Genomic DNA, 26,408 nt, shown 5'->3' on the forward strand with positions numbered 1-26,408 from the left:
GGTCGGTGTCGCTGACGACCCTACTTGGCGCTGTCGTCGCTTCGGTCCGCCGATACCGCCGACTCCTCGGTCGCTTCGCTGGCCTCCTCCGATGGCTCCTCACTGCCGATGACACCGGCGTCGACGGCTTGGCTCTCCTCGGGGGCTTCCTCCGGGTAGTCGACGTCGGCTTCCTCCGCGACACCCGTTTCCCCAGCCCCATCAGCTTCGTCCGCGCCACCTTGCTGGCGTTCTCGCAACGCATCGACGATCAGCAACGCCACACCCAGCACGCTGGCCCCGATGCATACCCAGGCCACTAGCTGGTTGCTGGTGACCACCGCGAACACCAAGGCCAGGAGCCCAATCAGGGCCAAGACCAGCGCAATGATCAGCATCGGTCATCCTCCAACCGGCTAGCAGCGACTGCCCAACCTACCAGGATCTGGCTGCCGACCTCGAAAACTGGCGCGTGTCCGGCACGCCTGGTGGCTAGTTTTTGCCCCGGTTGAATTGATCGAAGCCACCGGCATCCGCATTGGAATCGACCGGCGCCGCCGATCCACGCTGGCCGAGTTCCTCCAGCTGCGATTCCAGGTAGGTCTTGAGCCTGGTGCGGTACTCACGTTCGAAGGTACGCAGCTGCTCGAGGCGGCCTTCAAGCACCGCGCGCTGCTGGTTGATGGTTCCCATGATCTCGGAGTGCTTGCGTTCCGCATCGGCCTGTAAGGCATCGGCCTTCTCCTGCGCCTGGCGCAACTGGGCCTCGGATCGGGATTGGGCATCGGCCAGCATGGCATCGGCACGCTGGCGGGCCTCGGCGACCGTGGCGTCGGCGGTGTGTCGGGCCTCACCGAGGATCTGCTCCGCATTGGCACGGGCATCGGCCAGCATCTTGTCCGACTCGGCTTTGGCGGTGTTTGTAAGCCGGTCGGCGGTGTCTTGGGCCAGACTCAGCACTCGCGCCGCCTTCAGGGCCTGTTCCTCGTTCATCCCCGCCGAGACCGCCGCCGGCGCCGGCTTGCCCGGTTCGGGCTCATACGCCGGGATTGCCTGGGTGGCCTGCGGCGTAACGCCGGCACCGCCGCCCGCGGCGAGCTCTTGATCCAGCTCGTTGATCCTCTGACGCAGATCGGAGTTCTCTTCGATCAGGCGGGTCAGCTCGTTTTCCACCAGGTCGAGGAAGGCGTCGACCTCATCTTCGTTGTACCCACGTTTGCCGATAGGCGGCTTACTGAACGCCACATTGTGGACGTCGGCAGGTGTAAGCGGCATTGTTTGTCCCCTCGAGTTCCTGGACGGTCAAACGATCTGGAAGTGTAGAACGGAGTGGTAGCCGTGGTGCAACTACCGTCCATCCTGTCACACCAGACTCGGCGGTTGCCGATTGGACTAAGTAAATAAGGACCAATTTCAAACTCTAAGACCAAATAAATCACAATCCTTAGATTTGAAATCGTGCGCGCCAAACTTGTCCCCAAATCGTGGCCGAACCGTCTCTCAATCCTCGTCATGCACCCGGCCGTGTGACCGCGCCGCGGCTCAGGCCGCAGCACCAAACGCCAGTTGCATACCGATGAACGCAACCAGCAGCAGCACCATGATCGACAGGTCGAACCGGACCGCGCCGATCGTGAGTTGCGGGATCAGCCGGCGCAGCACCTTCACCGGCGGATCAGTGATCGACATGATGATCTCCAAGATCACCACGGTGACACCGGTGGGACGCCAGTCACGGCTGAACGAGCGGATGAACTCAACGACGACCCGAGCGATCAGCAGCAGCCAGAAGATGAACAGCGCGAACCCAAGGATCTGAAAAAACACCACCAACGAGAGCCCCGACCTTACTGAGGAGGATGAAGAAATGTTGCGTCGCCACCGATGCGGGCGGCAACGCCAGCCTACCGACTCGGGTGGCGTGCCCACATCTCATGGCGGGCCACGCCCCGCCCAGCGTGGATGCCCAATGGGTCTACAGGCGACCGTCGCGTCTATTGGTAGGCGTAGAACCCGGTTTCGGCGATCCTGCGGCGCTCCTCGGGGGACACATCGACGTCTGCAGGCGAGAGCAGGAACACCTTGGTCGCGACCTTGTCGAACGAGCCGCGCAGCGCGAAGGCCAGGCCGGCCGCGAAATCGACCAGCCGCTTGGCATCGGCGTTGTCCATCGACACCAGATCCATGATGACCGGGCTGCCGTCGCGGAACCGCTCACCGATGGTGCGAGCCTCGCTGTAGTCCTTGGGCCGCAGCGTGGTGATCTTCGAGAGCGGATGGCCATCCTCGAACATCATCGCCATCCGGCGGGGGTCCATCGCTAGCGCGCCGCGGGTGGAGTTGCGCAGCCACGATCCGAAGCGCGGCCGTGTCATCTCCGCGCGGTCGAACTCCCGGGGCCGGAAACGTGGTTCGTCCGCGTACCCGCCGCGATATCCCGGTGGTGGATAGTCGGCCGGCTCACCGCGCAGGTCACCGCGTGAATCGCTGCGCGCGTCGTCGTAGTCGCGCCCATCGTAGCGGCCGTAGTCGTCGTCGAATCGGGGCCGCGCATACCCGCGCGAGGGAGCGCGGTCGTCGTAGTACTCGTCGTCGTAATCCTCCATGGGAGCCATACCGAAGTAGGCCTTGACCTTGTGCAGTGTGCTCATTGCGTGACCCCTTCTAGCCCTGGGAGATCTGTTGTCTGTGATGAAGGTGTGACTACAGTGACTATTCACGGTGACCGTAACCGCCGCGGACCCAATAGCGCGGTACCGACACGCACACAGGTCGAACCATGTTTGACGGCGACTTCAAGGTCGTTGGACATGCCCGCCGACAGACCGATCGCGTGCGGGAACATCGCACGCACCCGGTTGTGCTCCGATTGCAGCCGGTCAAAGGCCTCGTCCGGGTCCCAATCCAGCGGCGGAATGCCCATCAACCCGACCAGTTCGAGGCCCTCTGACTCCTGCACCTGCGCGCAAATCCGGTCTACGGCGCCGGGCGTCGTGCTGTCGACGCCGCCCCGGGATCCGTCACCGTCGAGGCTGACCTGGACGTAAACCCGCAGCCGCTCGCCACGACGGTGTTCGGCCAGCGCCGCAACAACCGCCCGATCCAGCGCGGTCACCAACCGCGAGCTGTCCACCGAGTGAGCGGTGTGCGCCCAGCGAGCCAGCGACCCGGCTTTGTTGCGTTGAATCCGGCCCACCATGTGCCAGTGCACACCCCCCGAGTGACCCAACTCGGCAGCCGCCAACAACCGATTAAGTTCGGCCATCTTGGCTGAAGCTTCCTGTTCGCGCGATTCGCCAACGGACCGACAACCCAATCGAAACAAAATCGCAACATCGGTTGCTGGAAAGAATTTGGTAATCGGTAGAAGTTCAATTTCGCCGACATTGCGACCCGCCGCCTCCGCGGCCGCCGCAAGTCGCGATCGCATTGCCGCCAACGCATGCGTCAATTCCGATTCGCGGTCTGGATACGCCGAAAGATCCGCCGCCATCGCGGTCATTCCATCCACACCAACGACGCGAACCGTCCGGTGGGCGCATCGCGGCGGTGGCTGAACAACGTCGGATCGGCCACCGTGCAGCGGGGATCGACGTCGATAGACTCAACACCCAAATCGCGGAGCTGGCAAGCGATTCCGGCGCGCAGGTCGACTCCGGGAGTGCCGGCAGCGGTGGTGGTGCGGCTGCCCGGCAACGCCGCCTCGACCTCATCGGCCATCGCTGCGGGCACTTCGTAGTTGCGACCACTGACCGCGGGACCCAACAGTGCCGAGATGTCGCGGACCTGGGCACCCAGGCTCAACATCACCTCCAGCGCGCGAACCACCACACCGCGCTGCGCGCCTGCCCGACCGGCATGAACCGCGGCGGCGATACCGGCCCGTGCGTCGGCCATCAGCACCGGCACGCAGTCGGCGGTCACAACCGCCAGCGCCAATCGGGGTGTAGCGGTCACCAATCCGTCGGTGTCATCGAGTGCCGTATTGCGCGGCTGGTCGACCAGCTCGACCCGATCCCCGTGCACCTGGTTCATCCACACCACTCGGTTGCCGGGCAGTCCGATGGCTGCGGCCAGCCGAGCGCGGTTTGCCGCCACCGCGGCCGGGTCGTCACCAACGTGGTCGCCGAGGTTGAAGGTGTCGAACGGTGGGGCCGACACACCACCTGCCCGGGTGGTGGTGACCCGACGGATGCGAACACTCACGTTCCCAGTATCGCCGCGGGCGATGTGCCGCGTACTGGCGAGCAAGCCGATGCTCTCAGCGGCGCATGAAGGGCGGCACGTCGACATCGTCGTCATCACCGCCGATGCTCAGGGTTGCGCCGTTGGTGTGCAACGGCACGCTGACGGCGTCGACCGGCTCGAACAAGGTCGAGGTGAGCTTGCCTGCCTTGGCTGACTCGATCCGGTGGGCGCCGCCGGTCTCGCCCATCACCGGCTTGCGGCCGGGACCGCTGACGTCGAAGCCGGCCGCGATCACGGTCACCCGCACCTCGTCACCGAGCGAATCGTCGATGACGGTGCCGAAGATGATGTTGGCATCGGGGTGAGCGGCGTCTTGTACCAACGAGGCCGCCTCGTTGATCTCGAACAAGCCCAAGTCGCTGCCGCCGGCGATCGACATCAGCACGCCTTGCGCGCCCTCCATCGAGGCTTCCAGCAACGGCGAGTTGATGGCGATCTCGGCCGCTTTGAGCGACCGGCCTTCGCCCCGGGCCGAGCCGATGCCCATCAGTGCGGTGCCGGCACCGGACATGATGCCCTTGACGTCGGCGAAGTCGACGTTGATTAGACCCGGGGTGGTAATCAGGTCGGTGATGCCCTGCACGCCGTTGAGCAGCACCTCGTCGGCGCTACGGAAAGCATCCATCAGCGATACCGCGGCATCTCCCATCTGCAGCAACCGGTCGTTGGGAATCACGATGAGGGTGTCGCAACTCTCCCGCAGCGCCGCGATGCCATTTTCGGCCTGATTGCTGCGTCGCTTGCCCTCGAACGAGAACGGCCGGGTGACCACACCGACGGTCAACGCGCCCAGCTTGCGGGCGATGCTGGCGACGACGGGTGCCCCCCCGGTGCCGGTTCCGCCCCCCTCGCCGGCGGTGACAAACACCATGTCGGCACCGCGCAGCAGCTCTTCGATCTCGTCCTTGGCGTCCTCGGCGGCCTTACGGCCGACCTCCGGATCGGCGCCGGCGCCCAGCCCGCGGGTGGAGTCGCGGCCGACGTCGAGTTTGACGTCGGCATCGCTCATCAACAACGCCTGGGCGTCGGTGTTGATCGCGATGAATTCCACGCCTTTGAGGCCCTGCTCGATCATTCGGTTGACGGCGTTGACACCGCCACCACCGATACCCACGACCTTGATGACGGCCAGGTAGTTGTGCGGGGGGGTCATCGTTCGGCTTCCTCCCTGGTGGGGCTCGGTTCTTCGGTGTGTCTGCTGGCAAACTCTCAACCTCAACCATAGGCTTAGAGTTATGTCAAGTAGTTGCTCGTAGTCAGAACCGTATGGCTACGACGGTTGCTAACCGTGCAGGCGCGCCGATACGCGGCGGGCATTTTTTCGGCTATTTCACGGTCGGCAGGTCGGGGCTGGACACGTCGTACGTTCTGCCTGGCTGGGTCAACAGCGCCGCCAGCTTTTCGGCCTTCTCTTCGCAGCGGTCGGTGGTTCCCCAGATCACCACGCGGCCATCGGCCAACGTCAGGGTGATCGAGGCCACCGACGGGGCCGCGATCCGCCCCACCTGGCTTGCAACTTCAGGATGCAGCGCGGTCAACACCTGCAGCGCCGCCTTGGTCGTCGGATCGCTAGGACCGGGATTGTCCACATCGAAATAAGGCAACGCCGGCGGTGGCGGATCGGTCGCGAAGTCGACGCCGTCGCGGTCAAAAAGGTGCGGGCCGTCCGAAAAATCCTTGACCACCACCGGGACCCGCTCGACGATGGTGATCCGCAAGGCCGACGGGTACTGCCGCTGCACCCGCGCACTGGCCACCCGCCGGATCGTGGCCACTCGGTCAGCAACCTGTTGGGTGTCGATCTGCAGCAACGGCGTTGCCGGCCGCACTCTGGCGGCGTCGAGAACCTCCTCGCGGCTCACCGCCCCGATCCCGATGATCACGATCTCGCGGGCCGACATCGCCGGCGTGAAGTACAGCGCGAGCCCAAGCCCGATCCCGACGACGGCCAGCACGACCGTCGCGAGCAGCGCCTTCAGCCCTCGAACAACACCTCGGGCGGCCGGTTTGGCGGGGTTCTGCTCACTGACGATCTGCCCGCGGGCTCGCCGTTTGGCCGCGCGGCGAGCCTGCTCGATCGCGGTAGCTCGAGCCTGCGCGGCGCGACGTTCGGCACGTTCGCGGCGGGCGCGCCGACGCGGCCCTTCGAATTCTGGGTGCTCGGCCGGTTCGTCCTTCGATTCGGTGGCCAACGGCTCCGTAACCGCCTCCTCGTCGGCGGCGTCGTCGGCCACGCGCTCGATCTGTGGGTCCTCGTTGTGTTCCGTCATCCCAGCACCCCCGGACGGCCGGGGGCGCTTCGGTTGGCCCGGACCCGAAGGGCGGTCAGGATTTCCGGGCCCAGCAAGGTCACGTCTCCGGCACCCATCGTGACGATGACGTCGCCCGGACTAGCGGCGGCGGCCACTTGCTGTGCGACCGCCGAAAAATCCGGGACGTAGCGCATCGGCACAGTGACGTGCTCAGCGACGCTGGCTCCGCTGACACCGGCCAGCGGTTGTTCACGAGCTCCGTAGACGTCGAGTACGAACACCTCGTCAGCGGCATTCAGCGCACGCCCAAACTCAGCAGCGAATGCCTTTGTCCGCGAATACAAATGGGGTTGAAACACAACCATGCAGCGGCCACCGTCGCCCTGTTCGAGCACCATGCGCGCCGCCGCCAGTGTCGCGCTGATCTCCGTCGGGTGGTGGGCGTAGTCATCGAACACGCGCACCGACGCCTTTCCGACGCCGCAGGTCCCAACCAGTTCGAATCGTCGCCGCACTCCTTCGAAGCCGGCCAGCCCGTCGAGCACCTCGTCGGCCGGGGCGCCGATCTGCACCGCGGCCAGCAGCGCTCCCAGCGCGTTGAGCGCCATGTGTCGCCCGGGCACCGACAGCCGCATCACGCGGGGACCCTGTGCTGTGGCTAGTTCTGAGGCCAACCGGATATGTGCGACCGCGCCGACCCCCTGTTGCTGCCACGAGACCAACGTGGCTGCCATGGTCTCACCCGGCACCGACCCGTATCGCAGCACTCGAATTCCCAGCTCAGTCGCGCGCTGAGCCAGCGCGGCCCCTCCGGGGTCGTCAGTGCACACCACCAGCGCACCCCCGGGGACAATGCGCTCCACGAAGGAGTCGAACACCGCAACATACGCCTCGACGCTGCCGTAGAAGTCCAGGTGATCGGACTCGATGTTGGTGATCACCGCGACGTGGGGTGTGTACTGCAACAGCGAGCCATCGCTTTCGTCGGCTTCGGCGACGAAACAGTCGCCACTGCCGTGATGGGCGTTGGTACCGGCCTCCCCCAGCTCACCGCCGACCGCAAAGGACGGGTCAAGCCCGCAGTGCTGCAGGGCGACGATCAGCATGGACGTCGTCGTTGTCTTGCCGTGCGTGCCGGTGACCATCAATGTGGTGCGCCCGGCCATCAACTTGGCCAGCACGGCCGGCCGCAGCACCACGGGAATGCCGCGGCGCCTCGCTTCGACGAGCTCGGGGTTGGTTTTGGGGATGGCGGCATGGGTAGTGACGACCGCCGTGGCGCCACCGGGCAACAGGTCCAGCGACGACGCGTCGTGTCCGATCCGGATCAACGCGCCCCGCGCCCGCAGCGCATGCACACCGCGCGACTCCTTGGCGTCTGACCCGGAGACCAGCCCGCCGCGGTCCAGCAGGATTCGGGCGATGCCCGACATGCCAGCTCCGCCGATGCCGACCATGTGCACCCGCCGCAGATCGGGCGGCAACTGCTCGGTGCTCACGTCGTTGTCCTGGCACCGGCCCCGGTGGCGACGGCCAGCGCGGCCCGGGCCACCTGGCCCGCGGCATCGCGATGTCCCACCCTGGCTGCGGCCGCGGTCATCGCGGCCAGCCGCGCGGGGTCGGTGAGCAGCCCGGCAACCTGGCGGGCCACCAACTCGGGGGTCAGGGCGGCGTCGGCGACCACCATGCCGCCGCCGGCATTGACTACCGGCAACGCATTCAGCCGCTGTTCACCGTTGCCGATCGGCAGCGGCACGTAGATGGCCGGCAGACCGACGGCGGATACTTCGGCGACCGTCATCGCCCCGGCCCGGCAGATCACCAGATCGGCGGCGGCGTAGGCCAGCTCCATCCGGTCCAAATAGGGCACCGCCACGTACGGTGGGTCACCTTGAGCCCGACGGCGCAACTCCAGCACGTTCTGGGGTCCATGGGCATGCAGCACGCAAACACCGGCGGCGGCCAGGTCGGCGGCGGCGCCGGACACCGCCCGGTTGAGCGAGACCGCGCCCTGCGAACCCCCGAACACCAGCAGCACCCGCGCGTCGTCGGGGAAGCCGAAGTGTGCCCGCGCCTCGGCTCGCAGCACCGCGCGGTCCAGCGCGGCGATCGACGCACGGACCGGGACCCCAACCACCTCGGCGCGCCGCAGCCCGGAATCCGGCACCGCGGAGAGCACCCGGTCCGCGGTATGGGCGCCGACCCGGTTGGCCAGTCCCGCCCTGGCGTTGGCTTCGTGGATCACCACCGGGATCCGGCGCCGGCGCCGGGGCGGCAAAGGCAGGCCGCGAGCGGCTAGGTAAGCCGGTAGCGCGACGTACCCACCGAAACCGACGACGACGTCGGCGTCGACATCGTCGAGCACGTCCCGGGCCTCCCGGACGGCGCGCCACACCCGCGACGGCAGCCGGGCCAGGTCGCCGCCGGGCTTGCGCGGCATCGGCACCGCCGTGATCAGCTCCAGGTGGTAGCCGCGCTGGGGCACCAGCCTGGTCTCTAGTCCACGGAGGGTGCCCAACGCGGTAATCCGGACGCGCGGATCCAACGCGACCAAGGCGTCGGCGACGGCCATGGCGGGCTCGACGTGCCCGGCGGTCCCGCCGCCGGCGAGAACGACCGACACGGAATCAGCAGACGGCGAGGAACCACAAGACGGCGAGGCGGCATCGGCGGGCCGGGGCGCCGTTGCCCCGCGCCCGCCGGCCGGCTGGCTGACCGTGTCCTTCACCCGTAACGCTGACCTTCCAATGCCCGAACGCGCCGTGTGCGACGCTGGCCCGCGTACCGCTGGCCAGCTCCATGATGCACTGATCGACGAACCGGCGGATCGGCCGTGCGGGGCGAGCCGGGTCGCGGGGGCAGGCCCATCTGCCGGGCAGGCTGTCCGGGCGCCGTGCGGGGGGTCTTCCGCGCGGGCTGCGTTTGGGCCGGTTGCGGGTTGGCGCGCTTGCGGTCACGAAACGCCTCGAGACGAGGGGGCAGATACGGCTCGGGCAGCGGCAGCCGCAGCAACCGGTTCACCTTGTCGTCGCGCCCAGCCCGCAGCGCGGCCACCGCCTCCGGTTCGTGGCGAGCCGCGTTGGCGATGATGCCTATCAGCGAAAGTGTTGCGGCCGTGGAGGTTCCACCGGCGGAGATGAGCGGCAGCTGCAGGCCGGTGACGGGCAGCAGCCCGATCACATAGCCGATGTTGATGAACGCCTGTCCCAGCACCCACAGTGTCGTGGTGGCGGTCAGCAGCCGCAGGAACGGGTCGGCGGACCGGCTAGCGATGCGCATGCCGGTGTAGGCGAACAATCCGAATAGCCCCAGCAGTCCGAGCGCGCCGACGAGACCCAGCTCTTCGCCGATGATGGCGAAAATGAAGTCGTTGTGGGCGTTGGGCAAGTAGTTCCACTTGGCCACGCCTTGGCCCAGACCGTCGCCGAAAATGCCACCTTGAGCCAGCGCGAACTTTGCCTGTCGGGCCTGGTAGCCGGAGTCTTGCGGATCGTTTTCGGGGTTGAGCCACGACCGCACCCGGTCGGATCGGTAGCCCGCGGACACCGCCAGGATGGCGGCCGAGACGACGACCGCCGCCAGTGAGCTGAGGAAGACGCGCAGCGGCAGCCCCGCATACCACAGCAGGCCCAACAAGATGATGCCCATCGACACGGTCTGTCCGAGGTCGGGCTGGGCCACGATCAGCGCCAGCGCAACGACGGCGGCCGGCACCAGTGGAATCAGCATCTCGCGCAGTGAAGCCCGTTCCATGCGCCGGGCGGCCAGCAGATGCGCTCCCCAGATGGCGAACGCCATCTTAGCCAGCTCAGAGGGCTGCATCGAGAAGCCCGCGACCACGAACCAGCCGCGCGAGCCGTTGGCCTCCTTGCCGATCCCCGGCACCAGCACCAGCACCAGCATCACGATGGTGATCGCGAAACCGGAGAAGGCGATGCGCCGCATGAACCGCACCGACATCCGCAGACAGACATAGCCGCCGATAAGACCCACAAGCGTCCACAAGACCTGCTTGCCGAAGATCACCCAAGCCGATCCGTCGTCGTCGTAGGACCGCACCGCCGATGCCGACAGCACCATGATCAGTCCAAGGGTGGTCAGCAATGCGGCAACGGCGATGATGAGGTGAAACGAGGTCATCGGACGGCCCAGCCAGGCACCGAAACGGGTGCGGGGCCTCGCCGAACCCGGGTTAGAGGCTTCTTCCGGGCCCGTCCGCTGCCCCTCGACCGGCTCGGCCCCTCGAGTCTGGGAGCCGTCGGTGTCGCTGGTGCCCCGACGCAGCAACCGGGTTAGCACGCTGCCCCCGCCTACCGGATCACCGCGCGGACCGCGGTCGCGAATGCCTCGCCCCGGTCGGCATAACCGGTGAACTGGTCGAATGAGGCGCCGGCCGGTGCCAGCAGCACGGTGTCACCGGGTTGGGCCATCCGCCGGGCCGCGGCCACCGCAGCGGTCATCACGGCAGCGCCAACGGTCTCACCGGCTTTGTCATCTTTTGCCACATCTAGAACACAAGCAACAGGAACCTCAACAGTCGCAGGCATACCAGTATCCTCGCCTGCCACAACCTGAACGACTGGGACATCGGGCGCGTGTCGTGATAACGCCTCGGCAACCGCTGCGCGATCCCGGCCGATCAGCACCGCACCGACCAGCCGCGACGCCATCGCCGCAACCTCGGCGTGAAGCGACGCGCCCTTGAGCAGGCCACCGGCGATCCATACCACCCTCGGGTATGCAAGCACCGAAGCCCGCGCGGCGTGCGGGTTGGTGGCCTTGGAGTCGTCCACGTAGGTGATGCCGTCGGCAACGGCCACCACCTCGGCGCGGTGTCGGCCCACTCGAAACGACGTGACCGCGTCGGCGATCGCACCGGCGGGCACCCCGACCGAGCGGGCCAGCGCCGCCGCGGCCAGGGCGTCAAGCACGCCGACCGGACCTGGCACCGGTATCGACGCGACCGGCAGCAGCGTCAAGTCGTCGGAGAAGGCGCGATCGACCAGGTGGGCGTCGCGCACGCCCAGTTCCCGCGCGGCCGGCTCGCCGAGCCGGAAGCCGACCCGCACCTGCGCCGGTGAGCCGTCCAGCAGTGCGGCCGCTCGGCTGTCATCCAGCCCGGCCACCGCTACCCCGCCGGTCAGCACCCGGGCCTTGGCCGCGGTGTATTCGGCCATCGTGGCATGCCAGTCCAGGTGGTCTTCGGCAATGTTGAGCACCGCGCCGGCCTCGGGCCGCAGCGACGGCGCCCAGTGCAGCTGGAAACTGGACAACTCCACGGCCAGCAGCTCGGCCGGCTCGTCCAGCACATCCAGCACCGCACTGCCGATATTGCCGCACAGCACGGCGCGGCGGCCACCGGCGATCAGCATGGCGTGCAGCATCGACGTCGTGGTGGTCTTGCCGTTGGTGCCGGTCACCACCAGCCAGCTGCGCGGCGGTCCGTAGCAGCCCGCTGCGTCTAGCCGCCAGGCTAACTCCACGTCACCCCAGATCGGCACCCCCGCCGCCGCGGCCGCGGCCAGTAGCGGGGTTGCGGGCGAGAAGCCGGGACTGGCGACCACCAGCGCATACCCGGTTATCTGCTGCACCGCGTCCGAGGAACTAACGGTCGGCAGCCCACGTTCGGCGTGCGGTCGCAGCATGACCGGATCGTCGTCGCACACCGTCGGCGTCGCACCAAACCGAGTCAGCACCGCGGCCACCGCCTGACCGGTCACCCGGCCACCGGCTACCAACACGGGCGCACCCGGCCCCAGAGGGTCAAGCACGTCAGGCACCGACCGCGGCAAGCCACTCACCGTAGAACAAGGCCACGCCCAGACCGCAGGTGATCGCGGTGAGCAGCCAGAACCGGATGATGACCGTGGTTTCAGCCCAACCGACCAACTCGAAATGGTGGTGGAAGGGCGCCATCCGAAACATCCGGCGCCCGGTGGTCCGGAAGGTCAGGATTTGCAACACCACCGAGGTGATCTCGGCGACGAACAGCGCACCCAGCACCACCGCAAGGATCTCGGTGCGGCTGGTCACCGACAACCCCGCGATGACGCCGCCCAACGCCAGCGACCCAGTGTCACCCATGAAGATCTTGGCGGGCGCGGCGTTCCACCACAAAAAACCGATGCAGGCGCCAGCGGTTGCGGCCGCGATGAGCGCCAGGTCCAGCGGGTCGCGCACGTTGTAGCAGCCCAGGCCCGGCGCCGTCACGCACGCGTTGCGGTACTGCCAGAAGGTGATCAGCACGTAGGCGGCGGTGACCATCGCCATGGTGCCGGCGGCCAGCCCGTCCAGGCCATCGGTGAAGTTGACCGCGTTCGACCAGGCGCTGACGATGACCACGCAGAACAACACGAACAGCACCGGCGCCAATGTGACGGTGGCGATCTCACGCACGTAGGACAGATCCGCGCTGCCCGGTGTCAGGCCGGCAGCATTCCGGAACTGCAGCACCAGCACGCCAAACAGCACGGCGGAGGTGATCTGCCCGACGGTCTTGGCCGTCTTGTTCAACCCGAGATTGCGCGACCTGCGGATCTTGATCAGATCGTCGATGAACCCGACGCCGCCCAAAGCGGTGGCTAGGCCCAGCACCAACAGACCCGATGCGCCGATGCCTTCACCGTCAAACGCCAGGCCCGCTAGGTGGGCGCCCAGGTAGCCCGCCCAGATGCCGGCCAGAATCGCCACCCCGCCCATCGACGGCGTACCGCGCTTGGTGTGGTGGCTGGGCGGGCCATCCTCACGGATCTGGTGGCCGAAGCCCTGCTTAGTGAACAACCGGATCAGCACCGGGGTCAGCAAGATGGACACCGTCACCGCTACGGCAACGGCGATAAGGATCTGCCTCATGGGCGCACACTCCCGCATGTGTCGTCTGCGACCAATGCATCGGCCACCGCACCCAGCCCGGCCGCGTTCGAGGCCTTGACCAAGACCACATCCCCGGGTCGCAGCTCGGCGCGCAGTAGTGCCAGGGCGGCGTCACCGTCGGCCACATTGACGGCCGTGCGATCCGCACCGTGATCAGCAGTGGCTTCCCCCGAGCCCCACGCCCCCTCCAGGACCGCTCCGTGGTGCATGGCGCTGATCGACCTCCCGGTTCCCACGACAACGAGTCGAGACACATCTAAGCGCACCGCGAGCCGGCCGATGCGATCGTGCTCGGCTATCGCGTCCTCACCCAGCTCGGCCATCTCACCCAGCACCGCCCAGCTGCGGCGGGTGGCCTCGGGTTGGTGCGCGATCCAGGCCAGCGCCTGCAGCCCGGCCCGCATGGAGTCGGGGTTGGCGTTGTAGGCGTCGTCGATCACCGTCACCCCGTCGCCGCGGGTGGTCACCTGCATCCGATGCCGCGACACCGGCGGCGCCGCGGTCAGCGCGGCCGCGACCTGTTCAACGCTGGCCCCACACTCCAGCGCGACCGCCGCGGCGCACAGCGCGTTAGTGACCTGGTGGTCGCCGCAGACCCCGAGTCGGACCTCGGCTTGGGCATCGTGGGCATGCAGCGTAAAGCGCGGCCTGGCCAATTCGTCCAGCGACACCGGCCCCGCCCAAACGTCACCGGTGTTGTCCCGGCTGACCCGCACCACCCGGGCCGCGGTCAGCTTGGCCATCGCCGCCACCGCGGGGTCATCAGCGTTGAGGACGACCGCTCCGGAATGCGGAACAGCCTGCGGCAGTTCGGCTTTGGTCTGTGCGATGACCTCGCGGGAGCCGAACTCACCCAAATGTGCGGTGCCGACGTTGAGCACGACTCCGATCGACGGGGGCGCGATCTCGGCGAGCGCGGCGATGTTGCCGTGATGGCGTGCCGCCATCTCCAAAATCAGGTAGTCGGTGCGCCGCGTCGCGCGCAGCACCGTCCACGGGTGACCCAGCTCGTTGTTGAACGATCCGGGCGGGGCCACCACCTCCCCCAGCGGGGCCAGCACGGCGGCCATCAGGTCCTTGGTCGACGTCTTGCCCGACGAGCCGGTGATCCCGATGATGGTGAGCCCGCCGGCCACCAACTGCGCGGCCACCGCGGTGGCCAGCTTGGCCAGCGCGGCCAGCACCGCCGCCCCCGACCCGTCGTTGTCGTGCTCGAGGACGCCGGCCAATACGTTCGGCGCGGCCACTGGCGGAACCACGATGGCCGGCACCCCCACCGGGCGGGCGGCCAGCACGACGGCGGCGCCCGCGGCTACCGCCGACGCGGCATGGTCGTGGCCGTCGGCGCGCGCCCCCGGCAGGGCGAGGAACAGCCCGCCCGGGCCGATGGCGCGCGAGTCGAACTCGACGGTCCCGGTGACGCGGCGGTGCGCGGCGTCTTGCGGGGAGATATCGGCCACTGCGCCCCCGACGATCTCGGCGATCTGCGCGACGGTCAGCTCGATCATGCGCGCCGCTCGAGGGCCTCTAGCGCGGCAGCCAGCTCCACCCGGTCGTCGAACGGGCGGACCCGCCCGCCGCCGCGTTGCCCGGTCTCGTGGCCTTTGCCGGCGATGAGCACCACGTCGCCGGGGCGCGCCCAGGCAACCGCGTGCCGGATCGCGTCCCGCCGGTCTGCGATCTCGACGACCTGGGCATCACCGCCGACTTCGGCCGCCCCAGCCAGGATTTCGCGGCGGATCGCCGTGGGATCTTCGTCACGCGGGTTGTCGTCGGTGACGACCACCAAGTCGGCCAGCTGCGCGGCTATCCGGCCCATCGGGGCCCGCTTGCCCGGGTCACGATCGCCGCCGGCGCCGAACACCACCGCCAGCCGGCGGTCCGGGTGCGCCAAGGTGGTCAGCACCGACCGCAGCGCTTCCGGTTTGTGCGCGTAGTCGACCAGCGCGAGAAAGCCCTGGCCGCGGTCGATCTGCTCGAGCCGCCCCGGGACCCGGATCTCACGCAGGCCCGGCACCGCCTGTTCCGGGGAGACCCCGACGGTGTCCAGAATCGCCAGGGCGACCAGGCAATTGGCGACGTTGTAGCGGCCCGGTAGCCGGATTCCGATGTGATGCCCTACGCCGGCGGGGTCGATGGCGGTGAATTGTTGCCCGCCCGCGTCCGTGGGCGCCACATCCGTGGCGCGCCAGTGTGCGGGCCGGTCGGCGGCGCTGACGGTGATCGCGTCGGCGGCCCGCGCCGCCATCGCGCGCCCGGCGTCGTCGTCGATGCACACCACGGCGGTGCGGGCGCGCAGTGCCGAGTCCGGATCGAACAATGACGCCTTGGCCTCGAAGTAGTCGGCCATGCTGGGGTGGAAATCCAGGTGGTCACGGGAGAGATTGGTGAAGGCGCCGACGGCGAACCGGGTGCCGTCCACCCGGCCCAGCGCCAGCGCGTGGCTGGACACCTCCATGACCACGGTGTCCACCCCGCGTTCGACCATCGCCGCCAGCATCGCCTGCAGCGTGGGGGCCTCCGGGGTGGTCAGCGCGCTGGGAAGGTCGGCGCCGCCGACGCGGATGCCGATGGTGCCGATCAGCCCGGCGACGCGTCCGGCAGCCCGTAACCCGGCCTCGACCAGATAGGTGGTGGTGGTCTTGCCGGACGTTCCGGTGATCCCGATAACCGTCAACCGCTCGGACGGATGCCCGTACACGGTGGCGGCCAAGCCGCCGAGCACGCCGCGGGGTGCGGGGTGCACCAACACGGGCACGGCCGCTCGTCCGGCGATCTCGGCGACCCCGGCGGGGTCGGTGAGCACCGCGACGGCGCCGCGTGCGATCGCGTCGCCGACGTGGCGGGCCCCGTGGGTGGTCGAGCCGGTCAGGGCGGCGAACAGGTCACCGGGTGACACGTCCTGGGCGCGCAGCGTGACCCCGGTGACCGTCCGGTCCTCGGTGACGGCACGCTGAGCTGGACCCTCGGCCAGGGCCGCGCCGACCTGATCGGCCAGTGCGGCCAACCGAACGCCCACGACGGCGTTGGGGCGCAAGCCAGTGGGCGCAGCCTCCACCTGTGTCGCCACCTCCGTTCGCCGCCGCGAGATCCCTCGGGCCAGCGATGACACCCTACCGACAGGGCGCGCACACTCACCCAGTCGGGTTTTGCCGCGACACCTGGCCCTCGGCGGCGGCGCCGATCCAGGTGCCGATGCGCCGCGCGGCGGTGAAGGCGGCCCAGGCCAGGGCGCCAACCAGCGCCGCATCGGTGTCGAGCAGGGATCGGGCCGCGGCGACGTCGTCGTCGGTCACCTGATGCGGGGCCAGGCCGGTCAGCAGGGCAAGACGGGTGGGCGCGTGCAGGTCGGCGGGCAGCTCGGCGGTGTGCTCGTTCGTCCAGCGACTGCTCATCGGCATTGGCTCGCCGTGCCACGACCCCACGACCCGCCTGACCACCTGACGAGTCGGTGGCGGCAGGTGCGGCGCGGTGTCCAGGTGGTGGCTGAGCGCGGCGAACGCGGTTGCTATGGGCTCGGACGGTGTTGCCCATGCCAGATCGTCGGGCAGCGTTCGCGGCTCGAGCCGGCGGGTGGAGCGGCCCGGCCGATGCTCCGCGCGCACCTTGCGGGCGAACACCAGTCCACCGGCGCGGCGCATGAGCTGTTGGGCGCGCGGGCCCCCCGGCAGGAAGGTTTCGTCCAGCAGCACCAGGACCAGGCGTGCGATGAAGTGGAATTGCACCGCGGTGCCCAGGTATTCGGCGGCGACATCCGGGCCGAACGGTGCCGGCGGTCCCGCCGGTGTCCCGGTTCCTGCCGCCCACGCCACATACGGCGCGTTCGGGTCACCGGCGGCAGGTGCTGTGCCGGCCAAGATCGCCGCGGCGGTGTCGGTTTGGCCTGCCGCGTACAGCATGGTGGTGTGTGCGTCGACGCACCAGGGGCAGCGCAGGCTGGCCGCGACGGCGGCGGCGACGGCTTCCTTGCGGCCACGCGGCACCTGGCCCACCAGCAGTGTCTCGCGCAACGTCGCCCAGCCGGCGGTGAGCAGTCCCTCGTCCGGGGACAGCATGGCGAGCGGCTCGGGCAGCCGGCCGAACTCGCGGCGGGCCTCGGCATAGACCTCGGCGACCGCGCCGCCGGCTCGGCGGGGCGCGACGGGCTCAATATGGTTGACAAATTTCATGATTCGACTCCCTCCTGGGTGGTGCCGACTCTGGCCAGGGCCGCGTCGATCGCCGTTCGCGCCCGCTCTCCGGCGCCGTCGTCGTCGAGCAGCAGCAGCGCCCAGTTGGCCTCCATCGCGTAGGCGTGCAGCTCGAACGCGAGTTGGCGCACTTCGATATCCGCCCGGATCTCGCCCCGGCGTTGCGCCGTTTCGACGTCGGCCGTGATGGCGGCGATTCCGGCCCGCCCGGTCGCGGCGATGCGGTCGCGCACCGGGCCAGGCTGTGAGTCCACGTCGGCGGCCGCGGCCGCGAAAAAGCAGCCGCCGGCACGTCGCGTTCCAGGTATCCGACCCACGCATGCATGAGGGCGCGCACCCGGTCCACCCCGGGCGGCGCTGCCATCGCGGGAGCCACGACCTCGGCTTCGAACACGCTCACGGCGGCCTCGACGGTCGCCAGCTGCAGCTGCTCCTTGGCGCCGAAATGCCGGAACAGGCCCGACTTGCTCATGCCCAGCCGCCCGGCAAGCTCGCCGATGGACAGCCCCGAGAGCCCCTTCACCGAGGCGATATCCATCGCGGCGCGCAGGATCTGCGCCCGGGTTTGGCGGCCGACGTCGGCGCTAGGCATGGCTTTTGACCTCCCGGTCGTCTCCGGCGAACGCATCCACCAGCGGGGCCGACCGGTCCAGGGCGGCCAGCACCTGGTCGCGGCCCGCCGAGGGCAGCGCGAGCGCCACCTCCGCGACACCGGCCCGGCGGTACTCGTGCAGGGTCGCCGGGTCGCCGGCCGACGAGTACACACAGACCTGGGCGGTCGCCGGATCTCGCCCGGCACGCTCGAACGCGGCGTGCAGCATCGGCAACGCGCCCAGGAGCTCGCCGTACCCCTCGATCGGCTGCCAACCGTCGCCGTGGCGGGCGATCACCTCGAACGCCCGCGCACTGGGCCGGCACCCGAACAGCACCGGCGGCGCCACGGCCGGTTTCGGCCACGCCCACGACGGCGGCACCGACGCGTGCGTGCCCTCGTAGTGGACCGGCTCTGCGGCCCATAGCGCCCGCATGGCGGCGAGCTTGTCCACCGTCACCGCGATCCGGTCGGCGAACGGCACGCCGTGGTCGGCGAGCTCCTCCACGTTCCACCCGAAACCCACCCCCAGCACGAACCGCTCGCCGGACATGGCGCACAGCGAGGCGATCTGTTTGGCCAGCAGGATCGGATCATGCACCGCCACCAGGCAGGCCCCGGTGCCCACGCGCAGCCGCGTCGTGACCGCCGCGGCGGCGGCCAGCGCCACCACCGGGTCATAGCAGCGGCGATACCAGTCCGGCAGCTCTCCACCGGGCCACGGCGTGCTCCTGCTGATCGGCACGTGCGTCTTCTCCGGCACATACAGGCCCGCGAAGCCGCGCTCCTCGGCCCACACCGCGACCAACTGCGGGGGTGGGGTCAGGTCGGTGACGAACTGCATGAGCGAGACGAGCATCGGCGGCGGCTTTCATTAAGCACGAACGTTCGTGTTTAACGATGGTCCGCCTGGGGCGTGCTGTCAATGCCGGATTGCGTGACCGCTCGCTCGGGGCCCGGGTCAGCCGTCGGCGCCGTTTGCTCCAGGGGTGCCGAACAGCACACCACGGCTGCCGCCGGCACCACCACTTCCGACGGGTATGCCGAAGCCGCCGGCCCCGCCGTTGCCGCCGTTGCCGATCACCACGGCGTTGCCGCCGTTGCCCCCGTTACCACCGTCGCCTTTAACGCCTGGGGGGCCGTCGCCGCCTTCCCCGCCGTTGCCGCCGCGCCCGCCGTCACCGATCAGCCTGGCGTTGCCGCCGGCGCCGCCGTCACCGGCATTACCCGGCGTGGGAGCCTGTCCGCCGTTGCCGCCGTCCCCGCCGCCGCCGCCGCTGCCGATCAGCCCGCCGATCCCGCCGGCACCGCCGATGCCGCCGTCCCCGCCGCTGGTGCCGGCCGACGAGAAGCCGCCGTTGCCGCCGCGCCCGCCGACGCCGCCGTTGCCGTAGAACAGCCCGCCGTTGCCGCCGGCCGCGCCGGCGCCGCCGGACCCCGCATCGGCAAGGGTGGAGCTGTTGTCGTTGCCCCCGTTGCCGCCGGCACCGCCGTTGCCGCCGTTGCCGATCAGCCCGACGTGCCCACCGGCCCCACCGGCCCCACCGGCCCCACCGGCGCCGCCGGCCCCACCGCTGTTGCCGTGGCCACCGTTGCCGCCGTGCCCCCCGTCGCCGCCATTACCGATCAGGGCGGCCCCGCCGGCACCACCCGCCCCACCGCTGGCGCCGGTGTTGCTGAGCCCGCCGTTACCGCCGTCACCGCCGGCGCCACCGTTGCCGATCAGCCCGGCGGCGCCGCCGGCACCGCCGTTTCCGCCGTGCACCCCGGTCACCCCGTTGCTTCCGTTCCCACCAGCCCCGCCGGCCCCGCCGTCGCCGTACAGCAGCCCGCCGCGCCCTCCGTCACCACCGGCGCCGCCGGCCCCCGGTGCCCCGGATGCGCTGCCGCCGGCCCCGCCGGCCCCGCCATGGCCCCACAGCCCGGCGGCCCCGCCGGCCCCGCCGGCGGGGCTGACGCCCCCGGCGGTGCCGAGCCCGGCCGCACCCCCGGGCCCCCCGTTGCCGTACAGCCATCCGCCATTGCCGCCCGCACCTCCCGCTCCGGTGGCCGCACCCGCGCCTCCGGCCCCGCCGTTGCCGATCAGCCCCGCCGATCCGCCGTTGCCGCCGTTGGGATTGGCGGTGTCACCGGCCCCGCCGTTACCACCGTTGCCGTACAACAAGCCGCCGGGCCCACCGTTTTGCCCGGGACCCCCGTCGGCGCCGTTGCCGATCAACGGGCGCCCCAGCAACGTTTGGGTGGGCGCGTTGATCGCGTTGAGCAGGGTCTGCTGCACGTTGGCGGCCTCGGCGCTGGCATACGAGCCCGCGCCGGCGTTCAGGGCCCGCACGAACTGGTTGTGATACGCCGCCAGCTGAGCGCTCAACGTCTGATAGCCCTGGGCGTGCGACCCGAACAACGCCGAGATCGCCACCGACACCTCGTCGGCGCCGGCCGCCAGGATTCCCATCGTGGGGCCTGCCGCCGCCGCACTGGCGGCGCTGATCGACGACCCGATGTTCGCCAAATCCGTGGCGGCCGCTGCCATCACCTCCGGCGCCGCAATCACAAACGACATCCCGCACCTCCGACCAGCTCAGCACAACTTCACGAATCCCAGACCTGCGACACCGTCGGCAGGGCTTTCGATCCTATAACAATCTGAAAACAGGATGTCGCACTTTCCTTAAAAGAGCTTCCGCCAACCCGATCGTCAGCGCGCACATGTTGCGCAAAAGTTGTTGGAGCCGAAACGAACCGGCGCGCGCCGTTACCGGCGCCGCCGCCCTAGGTGGCCTGCAAGACCAAAGGAGGCCCGGGATCGGGTGACAGCGGGACGTTTTCGCGCTGCATCAGCCAGCCCGCGATGTTGTGGAACAGCGGGGCGGCCGAGTGCCCAGGCGCGCCGTCGGAGTTGCGCGCCGGGTTGTCCAACATGATGCCGATCACGTAGCGGGGATTGTCGGCAGTGGCGATTCCGGCGAAGGTGATCCAATACACGTCGTCGAAGTAGCAGCCGCAGCCAGGGTTGATCTGCTGCGCGGTACCGGTCTTGCCGGCCATCTGATAGCCGGGCACCCCGGCCGTCGGCCCGGTACCCTGCTGGTAGCCCATCGGATCGCGTTGCACCACGGCACGCAGCATCTGGCGCACGGTCTGGGCGGTCTGCGCCGACACCACGCGAATGTCGTCGGGGCGCGGTTCTTCGGTTCGGCTGCCGTCGGGTGCGACGGTGGCCTTGATAATGCGTGGGGGTACCCGCACTCCATCGTTGGCGATGGCCTGGTACATGCCGGTCATCTGCAGCAAAGTCATCGAAAGACCTTGGCCAATAGGAAGATTAGCGAACGTACTGCCCGACCACTGGTCGATTGGCGGCACCAGTCCGGCGCTCTCACCGGGCAGGCCCACGCCGGTGCGCTGTCCCAACCCGAACTTGCGGAGCATATCGTAATAGCGTTCCGGTCCGACACGTTGGGAAAGCATCAGCGTGCCGACGTTGGAGGACTTTCCGAACACCCCCGTGGTGGTATAGGGCATCACGCCGTGCTCCCAAGCGTCATGCACGGTAACACCGCCCATCTGGATCGAGCCAGGCACCTGTAGCACCTCGTCGGGGCTGCTCAACCCGTGCTCGATGACCGCGGACGCGGCGACGATCTTGTTCACCGAGCCCGGCTCGAAGGGCGACGACACCGCCGGGTTGCCCAACTGCTTGTCGCCCTGGCGCCCGATGTCTTGCGACGGGTCGAAGGTGTTGTCGTTGGCCATCGCGAGCACCTCGCCGGTCTTGGCGTCCAGGACGACGGCCGAGACGTTGTGAGCCCCCGATAGGTTCTTGGCCTGCTGCACCTGCTGCTGCACGTAGAACTGGATGTCGTTGTCGAGGGTGAGCACGACGGTGGAACCGTGGACCGCCTTGTGCCGATTCCGGTAGCTGCCGGGGATGACGACGCCGTCTGACCCACGGTCGTAGGTGACCGATCCGTCGGTTCCGGCCAGCACCGCATCCAGGGAGTCCTCCAGACCCAGCAGCCCATGACCATCCCAGTCGATGCCACCGACGACGTTTGCCGCCAGCGACCCACCCGGGTACTGACGCAGATCCTGTCTTTCCGCACCGACCTCGGGATACTTCGCGCAGATCGCGCTGGCGACAGCCGGGTCGACCGCACGCGCCAAGTAGACGAAGGTCTCGTCGCTTTGCAGCTTCTTCAGCACGGCCGCGGCATCTGGCTTGTTGTTCAGCTTGCCGGCGACCTCCTGGGCGATATCGCGCAGGCGCTGCTGCGGGTCGGGTGCAGCCGACGTCTTCTTCCTGGCCTCTTCCAATTGCCGCCGAATCCGCTTCGGCTGGAACGTCAGGGCACGCGCCTCGATGGTGAACGCGAGCCGGTCATTGTTGCGGTCGACGATGCTGCCGCGAGCCGCTGGCTGGACGTCGGTGACCTTGAGTTGGCCGGCCGCCTGCGCACGCAGGCCCGCGGCATGTGATACCTGCAGAAAGAACAATTGTGTTGCCGCGACCAACATCAACACCAAGATGACCGCGTTTCCGGTCCGATGCCGAAAGACGAACGACGCACCGCGCGTCCCGACGTCCACCACCTGCCGGGTGCGCCTCGCACGAGTCGAGCGACCCGCGGGTGCGACGTCTGACCGTGTCGCAGGGCGGGATTTCGTGGCTTCCTGGGCTTGCCGGGCTTTCTGCGTTTTGCCGGGCCGTTTGCGTTGCCCAACCTCCTGGGCTCCCGGTGGCCGGCGCAAACCGCGCGCCGGTCGCGTCGACTGCGACTGACTGGCCCGCCTGGGGGCGGCGCGGCTCACCTGGGAGCCCCCGGCGCCGTTGGCACCGGCGCCGTGACGGGACCGAACTGTTCGCCGTTGGCCGGCACTGGAGCGGGTGGTGCCACCATGGGTTGCGACCCACCCGACAGCCCGGGCGTCGCAGCCACCGGTGCTGGTCCAGGGAGCCCGGCCGGGGGCGCCGCACCCACCTGGAGCGGCACCGGATTTTCCGCTGGTGCCGGGGATGGCACTGCGCCGAGCGGAGGAGCCGGCATCGGACCCGGCGCCCCAGGTATCGGCACCGGACCGGGCAGCTGCGGGCCGGCCTGGGTGGGCAGGTGGGTTGCGCCGCCCAGCGTCGCTGTGCCGTCTGGGGTACGCACCAGCACCTCCGGGCCAGACCGGGCGGGCGGAGCGGGATCATCGGGGCCTGGTGTCACCCGGACCGGCACCTCGAGGGGCACCGCCGCGGGTTTCGGGGGCGGCGGCGGATCTTCGGGCAACTTCGTGTTCAGCGGCGGCGGTGGAACTCCGTCAGCCGGCTTGGGTGTACCGACCACCACCCAATTGCCGTCCGGATCCTGAACCAGGTGGGCGGTATCCCTCGTCGGGATCATGCCCTGGCGACGAGCCGCCTCGGCCAGCGCCGGCGCCGACGCAGCCTCGCGTACGTCGCGTTCCAGCGCTTCCTTGTGCTGCTGCAGCATCCGGGTCCGCTCCCGGGCGTTGCTCAGCTGGTAGGACCTCTCGGCGGCATCGGTGGACAACCACAGTGTGAGGCCTAGTCCGACGCCGAGCGAACCGATAACCAGCACCACAAACGGAACCTTGTTTGCCAACGTGCGCGGCCGCAGGTCGATCGACGTGAGCCGGGCGGCGAGACGCTCCATCGGCGTAGGACGGACCAGCTTGGGCGCCTTGGCTTTTCGGGCCTTGGCCCGCGCCTTGGCCTGGCTGGTGTTCTTTGCGGGGGCCGGCCGGTCGAACGGGCTGAGCATCGGGCTGGTTTGCGGTCCAGGGCGCGACACCCGGGCCTGCCGGCCGGGTGCCGAGGTCTTGCCGGCACGGCTCCGGATGCGGCGCGACGGCGCCGAGTTCGTAGTCGTTCGCCTCGTCGCCGCGGCAGGACTGTCGGCTCTCCTGCGACGATCGCTGCTGCGGCTTTTCGGTGCCTCACGCTTGGCCCTCATGAATCACCCTTCTCGGTTGCCCATTGCTGCGATTGCGCCCGGTGCTCGACTCGTTGCAGGGCCCGCAACCGCACTGGAGTACTGCGGGGATTGCGTTCGATCTCAGCCACACTCGCTCGTTCGGCGCCGTGCGTTAACGAACGGAATCGCGGCTCATGGCCGGGAAGTTCGACCGGAAGTCCCGCAGGGGTGGCCGACGCGACTGCCTCGGCGAACACCCGTTTGACGATCCTGTCCTCTAGCGACTGGTAGGCCAGCACCGCGATGCGCCCACCGATAGCGAGGGCATCCAGCGCGGCAGGAACGGCCGTGCGCAGCGATTCCAGCTCATCGTTGACCGCGATGCGCAGCGCCTGGAATGTTCGCTTGGCTGGATGCCCGCCGACACGCCGGGCCGGAGCTGGAATCGCCTGGTACAGCAGGGCAACCAGTTCGGCGGTCGAGGTGAACGGGGTTTTTGCGCGTCGGCGGACGATACCGGCAGCGATGCGCCGAGCAAACCGCTCCTCTCCGTAGCGACGCAGGATGTCGGCTAGTGCCGCCTCGTCGTAAGTGTTGACAATGTCAGCTGCGGTCAACGGCGTCGTCGGGTCCATCCGCATGTCCAATGGCGCGTCCGTGGCGTAGGCGAAGCCCCGCTCGGCGCGGTCGAGCTGCATGGATGAGACGCCGAGATCGAACAGGATTCCGTCGACTGATCCCACTGCGGCATAACCGGATTCAGCCAGCGCTGCGCCCAGACAGTCATAGCGGGTGTGCACCAGGGTAAGTCGGTCAGCGAATCGCACCAGCCGAGACCGCGCGACGTCCAGAGCGGTTGGGTCACGGTCGAGCCCGATCAGGCGCAGACCCGGCAATCCCTCCAAAAACCGCTCCGCATGCCCGCCCGCGCCGATGGTCGCGTCGAGAAGGACCGCCTGCGAGCCGTCTGGATAGTAGCGGGTTAGTGCGGGGGTAAGCAGTTCGAAGCAACGTTGCGCCAATACCGGCACATGACCGAAACCGGTTGGCCCCGAACCTGGATCAGCCACCGTGATACCTCCCCAGGTCTGGCAAGCCGTACTTCGGGACGCGGCTATTCCAGGCGCCGCCCCTGCACCGAGGTCCCTGTCCGAAGACACGAACCTGGCGTTGGGGAAGTACGCCAGGGTCGCTTCGGGCAGAGACCACGGTGCACGGGTTTGCACCTCAGAAGATGTCACCGAGTGCTTCATCGCTGGCCGCGGAGAAGTTCTCTTCATGGATTTGTTGGTAGTTCTGCCAGGCTTGCGCATCCCAGATCTCGAGATAGTCGACCGCGCCGATCACCACACAGTCCTTGGAAAGGCTTGCGTAGCGGCGGTGGTCGGCCGACAAGGTGATCCGGCCTTGACTGTCGGGATGCTGTTCGTCGGTACCGGCGGCGAGATTACGTAGGAACGCTCTCGCCTCGGGGTTGCTTCGTGGCGCCTTGCTGGCCCGGCGCGCCAGCTGCTCGAACGCCGCCCGCGGGTAAACGGCCAGGCTGTGATCTTGGCTCTTGGTGACCATCAACCCCCCTGCCAACGCGTCGCGAAACTTGGCCGGCAGCGTCAGCCGCCCCTTGTCGTCGAGTTTGGGCGTGTAGGTGCCGAGAAACATGGGGCACCTCCCTGCCAAATCCATCTCACCCAAACACCTCAGCCACCATACCCCACAATCCCCCACTTTGCCCCATAACTGGGGTATCAAAGCGGCGTTTTGCCGTCTCTGTACCACTGAAGCGCGCGGCTAGCCCGGCTACGACCTCAGAAAACCGCATGTCGCCGGGCAAATGGGTGGCAAGTGGGGCCAAGTGGGGCACAACTGGGGCTCAAACCGGACTCAATATCGCCGACAGCCGGTGACGACCCGGCTGGGTGAACCGCCCCGGTGAGTCCGGAGACTCTCTGATCTGAGACCTCAGCCGGCGGCTGGTCTCTGGCGTTGAGCGTAGTAGGCAGCCTCGAGTTCGACCGGCGGGACGTCGCCGCAGTACTGGTAGAGGCGGCGATGGTTGAACCAGTCGACCCAGCGCGCGGTGGCCAACTCGACATCCTCGATGGACCGCCAGGGCTTGCCGGGTTTGATCAGCTCGGTCTTGTATAGGCCGTTGATCGTCTCGGCTAGTGCATTGTCATAGGAGCTTCCGACCGCTCCGACCGACGGTTGGATGCCTGCCTCGGCGAGCCGCTCGCTGAACCGGATCGATGTGTACTGAGATCCCCTATCCGTATGGTGGATAACGTCTTTCAGGTCGAGTACGCCTTCTTGTTGGCGGGTCCAGATGGCTTGCTCGATCGCGTCGAGGACCATG

General features: G+C 68.6%; 22 protein-coding genes, 1 pseudogene and 2 other annotated features (1 of these 25 cut by a window edge). All 23 genes and pseudogenes read right to left on the reverse strand.

The genetic code is table 11. The annotated features are described in order from the left end of the window. Positions 1-20: 20 nt before the first annotated feature. A complete protein-coding gene (locus Rv2144c) occupies positions 21-377 on the reverse strand; it encodes a transmembrane protein (RefSeq protein NP_216660.1) in 357 nt (118 codons plus the stop codon). Between the two features lie 94 nt (positions 378-471). Beyond that, a complete protein-coding gene (gene wag31 / locus Rv2145c) occupies positions 472-1,254 on the reverse strand; it encodes a cell wall synthesis protein Wag31 (protein NP_216661.1) in 783 nt (260 codons plus the stop codon). Positions 1,255-1,521: 267 nt separating this feature from the next. Continuing rightward, complete coding sequence (locus Rv2146c; RefSeq protein NP_216662.1) at positions 1,522-1,812, reverse strand: transmembrane protein; 291 nt, start codon at positions 1,810-1,812, stop codon at positions 1,522-1,524. 161 nt (positions 1,813-1,973) lie between these two features. Then, complete coding sequence (locus tag Rv2147c; protein ID NP_216663.1) at positions 1,974-2,699, reverse strand: cell division protein SepF; 726 nt, start codon at positions 2,697-2,699, stop codon at positions 1,974-1,976. After that, entirely contained in the window at positions 2,696-3,472 is a 777-nt protein-coding gene (locus Rv2148c; RefSeq protein ID NP_216664.1) for a hypothetical protein, read from the reverse strand. Before Rv2148c ends, Rv2147c begins: the two co-directional genes overlap by 4 nt. Positions 3,473-3,477: 5 nt before the next feature. Then, positions 3,478-4,230, reverse strand: coding sequence for a laccase domain-containing protein (gene yfiH / locus Rv2149c; protein ID NP_216665.1), 753 nt, complete (start codon positions 4,228-4,230; stop codon positions 3,478-3,480). Positions 4,231-4,240: 10 nt separating this feature from the next. Then, a complete protein-coding gene (gene ftsZ / locus Rv2150c) occupies positions 4,241-5,380 on the reverse strand; it encodes a cell division protein FtsZ (RefSeq protein ID NP_216666.1) in 1,140 nt (379 codons plus the stop codon). A 172-nt stretch (positions 5,381-5,552) separates the two neighbouring features. Then, positions 5,553-6,497, reverse strand: coding sequence for a cell division protein FtsQ (gene ftsQ, locus Rv2151c; protein NP_216667.1), 945 nt, complete (start codon positions 6,495-6,497; stop codon positions 5,553-5,555). Then, on the reverse strand, positions 6,494-7,978 hold the full coding sequence (gene murC, locus Rv2152c) for a UDP-N-acetylmuramate--alanine ligase (RefSeq protein NP_216668.1): 1,485 nt from the start codon (positions 7,976-7,978) through the stop codon (positions 6,494-6,496). The genes ftsQ and murC overlap by 4 nt, the downstream gene beginning before the upstream one ends. Next, a complete protein-coding gene (gene murG / locus Rv2153c) occupies positions 7,975-9,207 on the reverse strand; it encodes a UDP-N-acetylglucosamine--N-acetylmuramyl-(pentapeptide) pyrophosphoryl-undecaprenol-N-acetylglucosamine transferase (protein NP_216669.1) in 1,233 nt (410 codons plus the stop codon). The genes murC and murG overlap by 4 nt, the downstream gene beginning before the upstream one ends. Further along, positions 9,204-10,778 (reverse strand): lipid II flippase FtsW, encoded by a 1,575-nt coding sequence (gene ftsW, locus Rv2154c; protein NP_216670.1) that lies wholly within the window; start codon positions 10,776-10,778, stop codon positions 9,204-9,206. Before ftsW ends, murG begins: the two co-directional genes overlap by 4 nt. Before the next feature lie 11 nt (positions 10,779-10,789). Next, positions 10,790-12,250: a UDP-N-acetylmuramoylalanine--D-glutamate ligase gene (murD, locus tag Rv2155c; RefSeq protein ID NP_216671.3), complete on the reverse strand. Its 1,461-nt coding sequence runs from the start codon at positions 12,248-12,250 to the stop codon at positions 10,790-10,792. Position 12,251: 1 nt separating this feature from the next. Further along, complete coding sequence (gene murX, locus Rv2156c; RefSeq protein NP_216672.1) at positions 12,252-13,331, reverse strand: phospho-N-acetylmuramoyl-pentappeptidetransferase; 1,080 nt, start codon at positions 13,329-13,331, stop codon at positions 12,252-12,254. Next, positions 13,328-14,860, reverse strand: coding sequence for a UDP-N-acetylmuramoyl-tripeptide--D-alanyl-D-alanine ligase (murF, locus tag Rv2157c; RefSeq protein NP_216673.1), 1,533 nt, complete (start codon positions 14,858-14,860; stop codon positions 13,328-13,330). The genes murX and murF overlap by 4 nt, the downstream gene beginning before the upstream one ends. After that, positions 14,857-16,464, reverse strand: coding sequence for a UDP-N-acetylmuramoylalanyl-D-glutamate--2,6-diaminopimelate ligase (gene murE / locus Rv2158c; protein ID NP_216674.1), 1,608 nt, complete (start codon positions 16,462-16,464; stop codon positions 14,857-14,859). Before murE ends, murF begins: the two co-directional genes overlap by 4 nt. A 22-nt stretch (positions 16,465-16,486) precedes the next feature. Next, positions 16,487-17,521: a hypothetical protein gene (locus Rv2159c; protein NP_216675.1), complete on the reverse strand. Its 1,035-nt coding sequence runs from the start codon at positions 17,519-17,521 to the stop codon at positions 16,487-16,489. Then, positions 17,518-18,134, reverse strand: a pseudogene (locus Rv2160c). Before Rv2160c ends, Rv2159c begins: the two are co-directional and overlap by 4 nt. Then, positions 18,127-18,993, reverse strand: coding sequence for a hypothetical protein (locus tag Rv2161c; RefSeq protein ID NP_216677.1), 867 nt, complete (start codon positions 18,991-18,993; stop codon positions 18,127-18,129). Before Rv2161c ends, Rv2160c begins: the two are co-directional and overlap by 8 nt. Before the next feature lie 102 nt (positions 18,994-19,095). Then, entirely contained in the window at positions 19,096-20,694 is a 1,599-nt protein-coding gene (gene PE_PGRS38, locus Rv2162c) for a PE-PGRS family protein PE_PGRS38 (protein ID YP_177865.1), read from the reverse strand. A 209-nt stretch (positions 20,695-20,903) separates the two neighbouring features. After that, complete coding sequence (gene pbpB / locus Rv2163c; protein ID NP_216679.1) at positions 20,904-22,943, reverse strand: penicillin-binding membrane protein PbpB; 2,040 nt, start codon at positions 22,941-22,943, stop codon at positions 20,904-20,906. After that, positions 22,940-24,094, reverse strand: coding sequence for a hypothetical protein (locus tag Rv2164c; protein NP_216680.1), 1,155 nt, complete (start codon positions 24,092-24,094; stop codon positions 22,940-22,942). The genes pbpB and Rv2164c overlap by 4 nt, the downstream gene beginning before the upstream one ends. Then, positions 24,091-25,281 (reverse strand): rRNA small subunit methyltransferase H, encoded by a 1,191-nt coding sequence (locus Rv2165c; RefSeq protein ID NP_216681.4) that lies wholly within the window; start codon positions 25,279-25,281, stop codon positions 24,091-24,093. The genes Rv2164c and Rv2165c overlap by 4 nt, the downstream gene beginning before the upstream one ends. A 1-nt stretch (position 25,282) precedes the next feature. Next, complete coding sequence (locus tag Rv2166c; RefSeq protein ID NP_216682.1) at positions 25,283-25,714, reverse strand: transcriptional regulator MraZ; 432 nt, start codon at positions 25,712-25,714, stop codon at positions 25,283-25,285. 258 nt (positions 25,715-25,972) lie between these two features. Beyond that, positions 25,973-26,000: a repeat region (28 bp Inverted repeat at the left end of IS6110; GAGTCTCCGGACTCACCGGGGCGGTTCA), on the reverse strand. Further along, positions 25,973-26,408: a mobile genetic element (IS6110-6, len: 1355 nt. Insertion sequence IS6110.), on the reverse strand; it runs 919 nt beyond the window's last position. It overlaps the preceding feature by 28 nt.

The organism is Mycobacterium tuberculosis H37Rv (genome assembly GCF_000195955.2).
GTDB classification, from domain to species: domain Bacteria; phylum Actinomycetota; class Actinomycetes; order Mycobacteriales; family Mycobacteriaceae; genus Mycobacterium; species Mycobacterium tuberculosis.

What these genes read in the sequence shown, in the direction of transcription:
- Rv2148c (NP_216664.1), bottom strand. Translation starts at nt 3,472, where the DNA reads ATGGCGGCGGATCTTTCGGCGTATCCAGACCGCGAATCGGAATTGACG.
- murX (NP_216672.1), bottom strand. Translation starts at nt 13,331, where the DNA reads ATGAGGCAGATCCTTATCGCCGTTGCCGTAGCGGTGACGGTGTCCATC.
- Rv2144c (NP_216660.1), bottom strand. Translation starts at nt 377, where the DNA reads ATGCTGATCATTGCGCTGGTCTTGGCCCTGATTGGGCTCCTGGCCTTG.
- wag31 (NP_216661.1), bottom strand. Translation starts at nt 1,254, where the DNA reads ATGCCGCTTACACCTGCCGACGTCCACAATGTGGCGTTCAGTAAGCCG.
- ftsQ (NP_216667.1), bottom strand. Translation starts at nt 6,497, where the DNA reads ATGACGGAACACAACGAGGACCCACAGATCGAGCGCGTGGCCGACGAC.
- Rv2161c (NP_216677.1), bottom strand. Translation starts at nt 18,993, where the DNA reads ATGCTCGTCTCGCTCATGCAGTTCGTCACCGACCTGACCCCACCCCCG.
- ftsZ (NP_216666.1), bottom strand. Translation starts at nt 5,380, where the DNA reads ATGACCCCCCCGCACAACTACCTGGCCGTCATCAAGGTCGTGGGTATC.
- Rv2164c (NP_216680.1), bottom strand. Translation starts at nt 24,094, where the DNA reads ATGAGGGCCAAGCGTGAGGCACCGAAAAGCCGCAGCAGCGATCGTCGC.
- Rv2166c (NP_216682.1), bottom strand. Translation starts at nt 25,714, where the DNA reads ATGTTTCTCGGCACCTACACGCCCAAACTCGACGACAAGGGGCGGCTG.
- Rv2159c (NP_216675.1), bottom strand. Translation starts at nt 17,521, where the DNA reads ATGAAATTTGTCAACCATATTGAGCCCGTCGCGCCCCGCCGAGCCGGC.
- PE_PGRS38 (YP_177865.1), bottom strand. Translation starts at nt 20,694, where the DNA reads ATGTCGTTTGTGATTGCGGCGCCGGAGGTGATGGCAGCGGCCGCCACG.
- murF (NP_216673.1), bottom strand. Translation starts at nt 14,860, where the DNA reads ATGATCGAGCTGACCGTCGCGCAGATCGCCGAGATCGTCGGGGGCGCA.